The organism is Jiella endophytica, assembly GCF_004519335.1.
Classification (GTDB): domain Bacteria; phylum Pseudomonadota; class Alphaproteobacteria; order Rhizobiales; family Rhizobiaceae; genus Jiella; species Jiella endophytica.
Genome location: NZ_SOZD01000002.1, coordinates 870,792 through 881,971, shown reverse-complemented (window position 1 = coordinate 881,971; position 11,180 = coordinate 870,792). Strand labels below are relative to the sequence as shown.

At 65.5% G+C, this 11,180-nt stretch carries 8 protein-coding genes and 1 pseudogene; 4 read left to right on the top strand and 5 right to left on the bottom strand.

Features of this window, described 5'->3' with window-relative positions; genetic code table 11:
• Window positions 1-128: 128 nt before the first annotated feature.
• Both E3C22_RS09155 and ypfJ read right to left on the bottom strand, forming a co-directional pair.
• Window positions 129-463, bottom strand: a pseudogene (locus E3C22_RS09155) (endonuclease domain-containing protein).
• 156 nt (window positions 464-619) lie between these two features.
• Window positions 620-1,507, bottom strand: coding sequence for a KPN_02809 family neutral zinc metallopeptidase (gene ypfJ, locus E3C22_RS09150; RefSeq protein ID WP_134761674.1), 888 nt, complete (start codon window positions 1,505-1,507; stop codon window positions 620-622).
• 507 nt (window positions 1,508-2,014) lie between these two features.
• Here ypfJ and E3C22_RS09145 point away from each other — a divergent pair.
• From E3C22_RS09145 to E3C22_RS09130, 4 genes are all read left to right on the top strand, one after another.
• Complete coding sequence (locus E3C22_RS09145) at window positions 2,015-2,959, top strand: ABC transporter ATP-binding protein (protein WP_134761673.1); 945 nt, start codon at window positions 2,015-2,017, stop codon at window positions 2,957-2,959.
• Window positions 2,956-3,717 carry an ABC transporter permease gene (locus E3C22_RS09140; RefSeq protein ID WP_134761672.1) on the top strand — a complete coding sequence of 254 codons (762 nt, stop codon included), beginning with the start codon at window positions 2,956-2,958 and terminating at the stop codon, window positions 3,715-3,717. The genes E3C22_RS09145 and E3C22_RS09140 overlap by 4 nt, the downstream gene beginning before the upstream one ends.
• Before the next feature lie 90 nt (window positions 3,718-3,807).
• Complete coding sequence (gene gndA, locus E3C22_RS09135; protein WP_134761671.1) at window positions 3,808-5,235, top strand: NADP-dependent phosphogluconate dehydrogenase; 1,428 nt, start codon at window positions 3,808-3,810, stop codon at window positions 5,233-5,235.
• A 228-nt stretch (window positions 5,236-5,463) separates the two neighbouring features.
• Window positions 5,464-6,909: a methyl-accepting chemotaxis protein gene (locus tag E3C22_RS09130; RefSeq protein ID WP_245514892.1), complete on the top strand. Its 1,446-nt coding sequence runs from the start codon at window positions 5,464-5,466 to the stop codon at window positions 6,907-6,909.
• A 73-nt stretch (window positions 6,910-6,982) separates the two neighbouring features.
• On the opposite strand, the gene E3C22_RS09125 is transcribed toward E3C22_RS09130, so the two are convergent.
• Genes E3C22_RS09125 through E3C22_RS09115 form a run of 3 tightly spaced genes read right to left on the bottom strand, consistent with a single transcriptional unit; the run spans window position 6,983 to window position 11,123 of the window.
• On the bottom strand, window positions 6,983-8,140 hold the full coding sequence (locus E3C22_RS09125) for an ABC transporter permease (RefSeq protein WP_134761669.1): 1,158 nt from the start codon (window positions 8,138-8,140) through the stop codon (window positions 6,983-6,985).
• Window positions 8,137-9,135 carry an ABC transporter permease gene (locus tag E3C22_RS09120; protein ID WP_134761668.1) on the bottom strand — a complete coding sequence of 333 codons (999 nt, stop codon included), beginning with the start codon at window positions 9,133-9,135 and terminating at the stop codon, window positions 8,137-8,139. Before E3C22_RS09120 ends, E3C22_RS09125 begins: the two co-directional genes overlap by 4 nt.
• Entirely contained in the window at window positions 9,132-11,123 is a 1,992-nt protein-coding gene (locus E3C22_RS09115) for an ABC transporter substrate-binding protein (protein ID WP_134761667.1), read from the bottom strand. Before E3C22_RS09115 ends, E3C22_RS09120 begins: the two co-directional genes overlap by 4 nt.
• Window positions 11,124-11,180 lie beyond the last annotated feature (57 nt).

Sequence of the window (11,180 nt, the reverse complement as noted above, 5' to 3'; positions counted from 1 at the left end):
TTCGCAGCGACCTCCCCGCGCAGGGGGAGGTGGGGCGGAGCGTCGGCCGCCGTGCATCATGTGCCACCGCTCTTCGGACAGGCCAAGGATCGTGTCAAGGATGCGGCAATGCTTCGGTTGAGGAGGCGTCAGCCTCCGCGAACCATGCTTCGCCGTTCCTCGACCGCGGCGAAGATCGTGTCCAAGACTGCGTTCAGTTCGAAACGTACATCGTCGTTCCAGAAGCGCAGGACGCGGTAGCCCTCGGATTCGAGCCACCGGTCTCTGTCGAAGTCCGCCTTCGCGTGAGCAGGCTGCCCATGCTGCGCACCGTCGATCTCGATGACCAGTTTCAAACGATGGGAGGCAAAATCCACGATGTATGGCCGAGGGGGACCTGACGCCGGAAATGCGTCCCGTCGACCGGTATTTTTTCAAGATGCCGCCAGAGTCTGCGCTCCCAGTCCGTCTGACCGGCCCGCAATTGGCCGGCTCGGCGACGCTTGAATTCTTCGATACCCGTCCTCGTGCGCTACAAGCCCATCACCTCGTGCCAAGTTGCCCGCATCAGCGCCTCCGGTGGCGAGGCGGTCGGTCGCCGTCGCCCTCCGTGGCGGACGGAAGCGCGACGGGCCTCGCCTTAGATCCCGCCCTTGAACGTGTCGCACTGGCCGATCTCGCCGCTTTCGTAGCCGCGGTGGAACCATTTCTGCCGTTGCTCCGAGGTGCCGTGGGTGAAGGAGTCCGGCACGACGACCCCCTGGCTCTTGCGCTGCAGCGTGTCGTCGCCGATCTGCTCGGCAGCGTTCATCGCCTCGTCGATATCCCCTGCCTCGATATAGCCGGCCGCCTGGGTGTCGTGCGCCCAGATGCCGGCATAGCAGTCCGCCTGCAGCTCGACGCGCACCGAGATGGCGTTGCCCTGGCTGTCGGACGCGTTCTGCCGCAGCTGGTTGGTCTGCTTCAGAACCCCGGTGAGGTTCTGCACGTGGTGGCCGACCTCGTGGGCGATGACATAGGCCTGGGCGAAGTCGCCGGGGGCGCCGAGCTGGCTCTTCAGCTGCCGGAAGAAGGTGAGGTCGAGATAGAGCTTCTGGTCGTTCGGGCAGTAGAACGGCCCGGTCGCCGAGCCGGCGATGCCGCAGGCCGACCGCACCTGGTCGTCGAAGAGCACCAGCGTCGGTTTCGGATAGGTCTCGCCGGCCGCCTGGAAGCGCTTGCCCCAGACGTCCTCGGTATCGGCAAGGACGGTGGCGACGAAATCGTCGGTCTGGTCGGCGGTGCCTTCGACCCCCGGCCCCTGCTGGCTGGTCTGGGGTGCGCTGCCGCCGCCGTCGAGACCGCCGAGAAGCGCCAGCGGGTTGATGCCGAAACCGAGCCACAGGACGAGGGCGATCACGATGATGCCGATGCCGCCGCCGCCCGCGCGCACCGGAATGCGCATGCCGCCGCCGCCCATGCCGCCGCCAAAGCCGCCGCCGCGGCGATCCTCGACATTGCTCGACTGCCGTCTTCCCTGCCACCGCATCCTGATCGATCCCGAAAGTTGGGCCGCGTCGCGCCATGGCGTCCGCGGCAGAGCCGTCTCTTCCGGTGCGAAACTAGAGCGCTGCCCGCCTCGCGGCACCGTTGCCGGAAAAAGATCGTCGGCCATAGCTCGAGAGGCGCGGGCATGGTCATGGCGAGGGGTGGGGCGGAGAGACCGCAGGGGCGATCGCTGGAAGACGGGTGCCATCGGCAACGCTTCGATCTCCCGTGTTGCGGGCGAGCCGGGTGGCAGCCCGGAGGGGGTGCCGCGCCATCTCCCAGCAGTTTCGCGCGACGTCGCCCTCTCTGCCTCCCGGCATCTATCCCGCACGGCGAGAGCTCAGGCCGATCGCCGGCCCGGCCCCGACATTGGGCGTTCGCCTTGGCGGCACAAGCGAGCCGCTTGCGCTGCGAAGGAGGGTCCCTCCACTTTCCGGGCGAGGCCCGCCGCCTATGTGGCGGTTGGCCATTGCCGGGCGATCCGGCGCGAACACCCGCCGGTCTCTTCATGCCCGTCTCGCCACCAGCTCCGCCGATCCTGTCCGTCGCCAATGTCTCGAAGACCTATGAGGGCGGATTTCAGGCGCTGAAAGCCATCGACCTCGAAATCGCCCGCGGCGAGATCTTCGCGCTGCTCGGCCCGAACGGCGCCGGCAAGACGACGCTGATCTCGATCATCTGCGGCATCGTCAATCTGTCCTCCGGCAAAGTCACCGTCGATGGCCATGACATCGGCCGGGACTTTCGCCTCGCCCGCTCGAAGATCGGCCTCGTGCCGCAGGAGCTCACCACCGACGCCTTCGAGAGCGTCTGGGACACGGTGTCGTTTTCCCGCGGGCTTTTCGGCAAGAAAAAGGACCCGGCCCATGTCGAGAAGGTGCTGCGCGACCTCTCGCTCTGGGAAAAGCGCGACAACAAGATCATGACCCTGTCGGGGGGCATGAAGCGGCGGGTGCTGATCGCCAAGGCGCTGTCCCACGAGCCGGAACTGCTCTTCCTCGACGAGCCGACGGCCGGCGTCGACGTGGCGCTGCGCCGGGAGATGTGGGAGGTGGTGCGCAAGCTGCGCGAGGCCGGCGTCACCATCATCCTGACCACCCATTATATCGAGGAAGCCGAGATGATGGCCGACCGCATCGGCGTGATCTCGCGGGGCGAGCTGATCCTCGTCGAGGAAAAGGCCGAGCTGATGCGCAAGCTCGGCCACAAGGAGCTGACGCTGCAGCTGATGGAGCCGCTCGAGCGAATGCCGGCGGGCTTCACCGAGTTCGATCTGGCGCTTTCGCCCGATGGACGCAGCCTGACCTATTCCTACGACACCAACGCCGAGCGGACCGGCATCGCCAGCCTGATGCGCCGGCTCGCCGAGGAGGGGATCCGCCTGCGCGACCTTTCCACCAAGCAGTCGACGCTCGAGGAGATCTTCGTCAATCTCGTCGAGGAGCGGGTATGAACTACACCGCCGTCGCCGCCATCTACCGCTTCGAGATGGCCCGCACCTTCCGCACCATCATGCAGAGTATCATCTCGCCGGTGATCTCGACCTCGCTCTATTTCGTCGTCTTCGGCGCGGCGATCGGCTCGCGCATCCAGGAGGTCGACGGCGTCTCCTACGGCGCCTTCATCGTGCCCGGGCTGATCATGCTGTCGCTCTTGCAGCAGAGCCTGACCAACGCGGCCTTCGGCATCTACTTCCCGAAATTCACCGGCACGATCTACGAGATCCTTTCCGCGCCGATCTCGCCGATCGAGATCGTCCTCGGCTATGTCGGGGCGGCGGCGACGAAGTCGATCGCCCTCGGCCTGATCATCCTCGTCACCGCCTCGCTCTTCGTCGACCTCCACATCGAACACCCGGTGTGGATGCTCCTGTTCCTGGTGCTGACGGCCGTCACCTTCGCGATGTTCGGCTTCATCATCGGCATCTGGGCCGACGGCTTCGAGAAGCTGCAGATCGTGCCGCTCCTGATCGTCACGCCGCTCGCCTTTCTCGGCGGCAGCTTCTATTCGATCAAGATGCTGCCGCCGTTCTGGCAGGAGGTCAGCCTCGTCAACCCGGTGGTCTATCTGATCTCCGGCTTCCGCTGGGCGTTCTATGGCTCGTCCGACGTCTCGATCGCCGTCAGCCTCGGCATGACGCTGGTGTTCCTGGCGGCGACGCTCGCGGCCGTGACCTATATCTTCCGGACCGGCTGGCGGTTGAAGAGCTGAGGCCGGGCGCCGAACCTGCAATTCGACCTTCGCGCCGCGCCGGCGCCAAGGCCTTCAAGAGAGAGCCCGCGACGGCTGAGGAGACGGATCATGGCAAACGGCACCGCCGACATCGGCGTCATCGGAATGGGCACGATGGGCGCCAATCTCGCCCTCAACATGGCCGAGAAGGGCTTCAGGGTCGCAGTGCAGAACCGCACGCCGGCAAAGGCCTTCGCCGTGCGCGACGACAATCCGGACCTTGCCGACAACGTCCTGCCGGCCGAGACGCTGGAAGACTTCGTAAAGAGCCTGAAGACGCCGCGCCGGGTGGTCTTCATGGTGCCGGCTGGCCAGCCTGTCGACGACGAGATGGCGAAGATCCGGCCGCTCCTTCAAGAGGGCGACGTGATGGTCGATGCCGGCAATGCCGACTTCAACGACACCGTCCGCCGCTCAAAGGAGGTCGAGGGCAGCGGGCTGAAATTTGTCGGCATGGGCGTTTCCGGCGGCGAGCTCGGCGCCCGCCACGGCCCCTCGATCATGGTCGGCGGCGCCAAGGACACCTATCCGCTGATCGAGCCGGTGCTGACCAAGATCGCCGCGAAATATCAGGACGAGCCCTGCGTCGCCTGGCTCGGACCGGACGGCGCCGGCCATTTCGTCAAGACCATCCACAACGGCATCGAATATGCCGACATGCAGATGATCGCCGAGATCTACGGCATCATGCGCGACGGGCTGAAGCTCGAGCCCAAGAGGATGGCCGAGGTCTTCCGCGACTGGAACACCCGCGAGCTCGCCTCCTACCTGATCGAGATCACCGCGGTGAATCTCGACGAGATCGATCCCGAGACCGAGACGCCGATGGTCGAGGTAATCGTCGACGAGGCGGGGCAGAAGGGCACCGGCCGCTGGGCGGTGATCGAGGCGGAAAAGCTCGGCGTCGGCGCGACGACGCTGGAGGCCGCCGTCGCCGCGCGCGGACTGTCGTCGCGCCGCGGCGAGCGGGCGGATGCGGCGAAGCTCTATGAGGGCGTCGAGCCCGGTCAGGCGCAGTTCTTCGCCGACGAGGCGGGCCTTGCCGAACTCGAATCGGCACTGGTGACCGCCAAGATCATCGCCTACGCGCAAGGCTATGCGGCAATGGCGGCCGCTTCTGACGAAAACTCCTGGAACCTGCCGCTCGGCACCATTGCCGAGATCTGGCGAGCCGGCTGCATCATCCGTTCGCATTTCCTCGACGACATCGCCAAGGCCTACGACAAGGGCCACACGGTGGTGAACATCCTGCAGTCGCCGGATTTCGTCGGCCGGGTCGCGAAGGGCCAGTCGGCGCTGCGGCGAGTGGTCGCGAAAGCCGCGCTGGCCGGCATCCCGGTGCCGGCGCTGTCGGCTGCGCTCGCCTATTTCGACGACTATCGCCGGGCCAGGGGAACCGCCAATCTCATCCAGGCCCAGCGGGACCTTTTCGGCGCCCACACCTTCCATCGCTTCGACAAGGACGGGGCGATCCACCATCAGTGGCCGGCCGTCTGATCAGGCCGACAAAAGCCAAGCGGCCGGGGCGGTTTTCGCCCCGGTCGCGTTCCCCAGCCTCATCCTCCAATTGTATATCTGAATATTTCTTAGTATATTTGCAGTAACGATAATATTCTGAAGACTTACATTTTCGCTAGCGAAGTTCCAATTAACGCATTTGTATAAGGTTTTCAGCAGAATGCGCCCCGAAGAGCCATTCATTTCACTGAACAGAGCTGGATCGTGATGCTGTCATTCGGGCGCAAGGACAAGTCGACTGCCGAAGCCTCCAACGAGGCGCTGCTTTCCGCCAAACGGCGGTCGGACCTTCTGGACGACGCCTCGGGCATCGGCCTCTGGGACGCCTATCTCCACGAGGGTGACGCGGCGCATTCGCAGAGCCGCTGGACGTGGTCGGCCGAGTTCCGCCGCCTGGTCGGCTTCGACACCGAGGCATCCTTCCCGAACCTGATGACCAGCTGGTCCGACCGGCTCCACCCGGACGACGTCGAGCAGGTCTTCGCGGCCTTCGGCCGCTGCGTGTCCGACAAGAGCGGCAAGACCGGCTACGACGTCCGCTACCGGCTGAAGGTCAAGGACGGCAGCTATCGCTGGTTCCGCGCCACCGGCGGCGCCCGCACCCAGTCGGACGGCCGCACGATCCTCGCCTGCGGCTCCCTGACCGACGTTCATGAGGAAATGCTGCTCAGGGAGAGCGCCGAGAAGGCCGCCAGGGACAGCGAACGGACGTTGGCGGTGCTTTCGCGTGCGCTGACGGCGATGGCCGAAGGCGATCTCACCTATCGCGTCACCGAGGAGCTTCCGGCCGCGACGGCGAGCCTCGGCAACAACTTCAACGATGCCCTCGGCAAGCTGCAGACCATGGTCGCGCATCTTCTCGAAACCATCGACTCGATGGTCGCCGAGACCGGCGAGATCCGCCGCGCCGCCGCCGATCTGGCGAGCCGGACCGAGCAGCAGGCGGCCTCGCTGGAAGAGACATCCGCTTCGATGGGCGAGTTCACCACGGCGGTGAAGGCGTCGGCCGAGACCGCCGACCGGATGGCGGTCGCCGCCCGCGAGACGGCGAAGTCAACCACCGAATCGGAAAAGGTCGTCTCCGAGGCGATCAGCGCCATGGCGGCGATCGAAGCCTCATCGGAAAAGGTCAGCAACATCATCGGCGTCATCGACGAAATCGCCTTCCAGACCAACCTCCTGGCCTTGAATGCCGGCGTCGAGGCGGCGCGGGCCGGCGAGGCCGGCAAGGGCTTCGCCGTCGTCGCGCAGGAAGTGCGGGCGCTCGCCCAGCGCTCGGCGGAGGCGGCGAAGGAGATCAAGTCGTTGATCTCCTCGTCTTCCGAACAGGTCGAGGGCGGCGTCAATCTCGTCGGGCGCACGGCGGCGGAGCTTCAGAAGATCGCCGAGCGCATCCTCGAACTCGACACCGGCCTGACCGGCCTTGCCGCCGGCGCCCGCCAGCAGGCGAGCACCGTTGCCGAAGTCGGCCACAGCGTCCAGCAGATGGACGGCATGACCCAGCAGAACGCCGCCATGGTCGAGGAGACGAGCGCCGCCACCCGTTCGCTCGAGGACAACATGCAGATGCTGCACGAGCTGGTGAGCGCGTTCAAGGTCGGTGAACGCGCGGCCAAGCGTGCGCCTCAGATGGAGCACCGCCGCGCCGCCTGAGGCGGACGCGCGGTCGTTCATTCATCGAAAGTGCTGGAAATGACTGAACGGCGTGCCGCATCCGGCGTGCCGTTCAGTGCTGATAGGGATCCACCGCGTCCCGCAGCCCGTCGCCGACGAAGGAGAAGGCGAGGACGGTCAGCACCACCGGCAGCATCGGCAGGAGCAGCCAGGGATAGAGCGCCACCGCCTCGATGTTCTGCGCCTCGGAGAGAAGCACGCCCCATGAGGTGATCGGCGGGCGAAGGCCGAGCCCCAGGAAGGACAGCGCTGTCTCGGCCAGGATCATCGTCGGGATCGACAGCGAGGCCGATGCAATCAGGTGGCTCATGAAGTTCGGCAAAAGATGCCGGAAGATGATCCGCCGCGGGCTGGCACCGAGCATTTCGGCGGCAACGACGAAATCCTCTTCCCTGAGCGCGAAGAGCTTCGAACGGACGGCGCGGGCAAGCCCCGGCCAGTCGAGCAGCGCGAGGATCAGCGTGATGCCGAAATAGACCAGCAGCGGGCTCCAGGTGAGGGGCAATGCCGCCGACAGCGCCAGCCACAACGGCAGTTCCGGGAGCGAGCGCAGGATCTCGGTGATCCGCTGCACGGTGGCATCGACCCAGCCGCCGAAATAGCCGGCGAGGCCGCCGATGGTGATGCCGAGAATGAAGGACAGCGTCACCCCGACGAGGCCGATGGTCAGCGAGATCCGTGCGCCATAGGTGATGCGCGACAGCATGTCCCGGCCGAGCCGGTCGGTGCCGAGCAGGAACAGCGTGCCGCCCTCCGGCGGGCAGACGAGATGGGTGTTGGCGTCGAAGAGGCCCCAGAAGCGGTAGGGCTCGCCTTCGCAGAAGAAGCGGATCGGCATCGGCCGCGAGCGATCCGGCTCGTAGGTCCGTCTTAGCGTCTCCATGTCGAGGGAATAGTCGAGCGGATAGACGAAGGGGCCGACGAAGCTGCCCTCGTGGAAGAGATGAACCCCCTGCGGCGGCGCGAAGATATAGTCGGTGTGCCGGGAATTCAGCTCGTAGGGTGCCAGGAACTCGACGAAGAGGATCGAGATGTAGCTGACGGCGAGAAAGATCAGGCTGACCACCGCGAGCCTGTGCCGCAGGAAGCGCCACCAGATCAGCCGCGCCTGCGAGGCCCTGGCATAGCCCTCCGAGACGACCGAGCCCGAGGCGACCGTCGCTTCGGCATCGAAGGGTTCGGTCGAGATGAAATGCGGGATCTGGCTCATCGTGCTCCCTTGACGCCGAGCCGGATGCGCGGGTCGAGCGCCGCGAGCAGGAGGTCGGAGACGAACATGCCGACCACCGTCAGAAGGGCGAGAAACATCAGGAAGGAGCCGGCGAGATACATGTCCTGGCTTCTGAGCGAGGAGAGCAGCATCGGCCCGGTCGTCGGCAGGCTCATCACCGCGGAGATGATGACCGAGCCAGATACGATCTGCGGCAGGATCGAGCCGAGATCGGCGATGAACGGATTGAGCGCCATGCGCAGGGGATATTTCAGGAGAAGGCGTCGCTCCGACAGGCCCTTGGCCCGCGCGGTGGTGACATATTGCCGGTGCAGTTCGTCGAGGAGGTTCGCCCTCAGCCGGCGGATCATGCCGGCGGTACCGGCGGTGCCGATGACGACGACCGGCACCCAAAGATGGGCGAGAACCGAGCCGAGTTTTGCCATCGACCAGGGCGCATCGATGAATTCCGGCGCCATCAGCCCGCCGATCGAGGTGCCGAACCAGACATTGGCGAGGTAAAGAAGGATCAGCGCCAGAAGGAAATTCGGCGTCGCCAGCCCGAGGAAGCCGAGGAAGGACAGGCCGTGGTCGGTCCAGCTGTACTGGTGGGTCGCCGAATAGATGCCGATCGGAAACGAGACCAGATAGATGAACAGGACGGTCGCCGCATTGAGGAGCAGCGTCAGCGGCATTCGCTCGCCGACGACGTCGGCGACCGGCTGGTTGTACTCGAAGGAATAGCCGAGATCGCCCTGGACGAGCCCCGTCACCCAGACGAGGTATTGCTGCCAGAGCGGCTTGTCGAGGCCGTATTCCTCCCGCAGGAACTGGATCTTGTCGGCGGTGACCTGCTCGCCCTGGGCCTGGATCTCGGCGATGTAGCTGGTGAGATAGTCGCCGGGCGGCAGCTGGATGATGGCAAAGACGAGGACGCTGACGGCGACCAGCGTCAGCACCATGGTCATCAGGCGGTTCGTCAGATAGCGGATCACGGGCGCCTGTCCGCCGTATCGACCGCCGGGCAGGCGAAATAGAAGGTGTCGGGGTTGTAGATGCCGAAGAAGGCCCCGGGGTCGTAGTTGTAGACGCCTTGCTGCGGGACGTTTTCGAGCTTGTCCGATACCACGACGATCTGGTCGACGCCTGAGACGACGCCGATGGTGAACACCTGGTCGGCGAAGATCGCCAGCGCCTCGCGCCAGATCTTCGTCTTCTGAGCCTCGTCGAGCGACAGGCGCCAGTCCTTGCGCAGCTCGATCAGCTTGCGCAGCGGATCGAGATCATGGGCCTCGCCGGGCTCCTCGCCGCCGCTGCCATGGGTCTCGACCCACATGCCGTAGCCCGGCCATTCGAGCTGCTCGGCCGTCGAGGGAACGATCTCGCCGGGGTCGGAATCCGGCGTCGCAAGACCATTGTCGAGGCCGGTCCAGACCGAGATCAGGGTGGAGCCCGCCTTGATCCGGTTGCGGAAGATCTCGCGCTGGCTCTCGCGGATCAGAAGCTCGATGCCGATCTTTTCCCAGTCGTCGCGGATCAACTGCAAGACGTCCGACTGCTCGCGGCTTTCGCCCGCCGTCTCGACGACGATGCGCATCTCGCGGCCGTCCGGCAGGTGCCGCAGCCCGTCAGGGCTGTCGCGCTTCAGGCCGAGGGCGTCGAGCATCTCGTTGGCGCGATCCGGCTCGTAGGTCGACCACATCGACCGCAGCTTCTCGTCGAAGAAGGGCGAGCCGGGCAGGACGGTGTTGCCGCCGGTCTCGGCCAGGCCGTAGAAGATCGCCTGATTGATGTCCTTGCGGTTGATGGCGAGCGACAGGGCTCTCCGGAAGTCGGCCGTCTGCAGGAGCTTGCGCCAGACCGGATCCTTGGCGTTGAGGTTCGGGTAGAGCGCGACATGGGCACCCTTGCCGGATTTCCAGCGCCGCACGTCGTAGTGCGAGCGTTTCTCGCCGCGCTTCAGGAACGGATAGTTCGGAAACGACAGATAGGCGGCCTGGAGATCGGCCTCGCCATTGGCGACCTTGGCCGGGATGAGGCCCGAATTGGCGATGGTCAGAGCGACCTCGTCGAGATAGGGGAGCTGCCGGCCTTCTTCGTCGACACGGAAGAAATAGGGATTGCGGGCAAAGATCAGCCGCTCCGAGGGCGGCTTGGTCACCAGCATCCAGGGCTGCAGCGTCGGCATGTCGGGATTGTCGTTGCGCTGCGCCCGGTCCTTCTTGAAGTGCAGAGCCACCCAGTTGCGTTGGCCGGACTTTTCGACCTTTGCCTCGACTTTCTTCGGGTCGGTGTAGTTCGGATTGTATTTCTTCAGGTAATGGGCCGGCCGATAGATGTCGAAGGGCGTCGCGGCAGCCAGCGAGGCGAGGAAGCCGGGGTTCGGCTTCGGCCAGGCATAGCGGACGGTATAGTCGTCCGGGAAGGTCACCTCCGGCTCCTCGCCGTCGACCAGAAGCTCCGGCGGAATGCCGAACTTGGCGATTTTCGGGTTCTTCGCCATGTCCTCCCAGAAATAGCGGAAGTCCTCGGCGGTGAACGGCTCGCCGTCCGACCATTTCATGCCTGGGCGAAGGTGGAAGGTGAAGATCCGGCCTCCCTCCACCTGAAAGCTCTCGAGAATGTCCGGGACGAAGCGGTACTTCGTGTCGTAGCCGACGAGGCGGGCATAGCCGAAAACCGGCATGATCCGCGTGTCCTTGGCGCTGGCGGCGAGCATGTCGAGCGTGCCGCCAAGGTCGTCCGCGGCGCAGGGGCTGTCGACCGGCAGGACGCGGGGGGCGCTCGGCAGGCGCTCCGACATCGGCGGGAGTTCGCCCTTCGCGACCTCGCCGGCGAGATATTTCGGCTCGGCCGCCTCTGCCCTTGCCGGCGAGGGGAGCGCAGCCGCAAGCCCCGTCAGACCGCAGAGCACAGCGGCGAGGATCGCGGGAGCACGCAGGCCACCGATCCGGTGCGCGGCGAACTCCAGCCGATCAGGCATTGCCTCTCCCCTTTCCGTGAAATCCCGGTCAGTAAGCTGCGACATTGACGCTTTGTC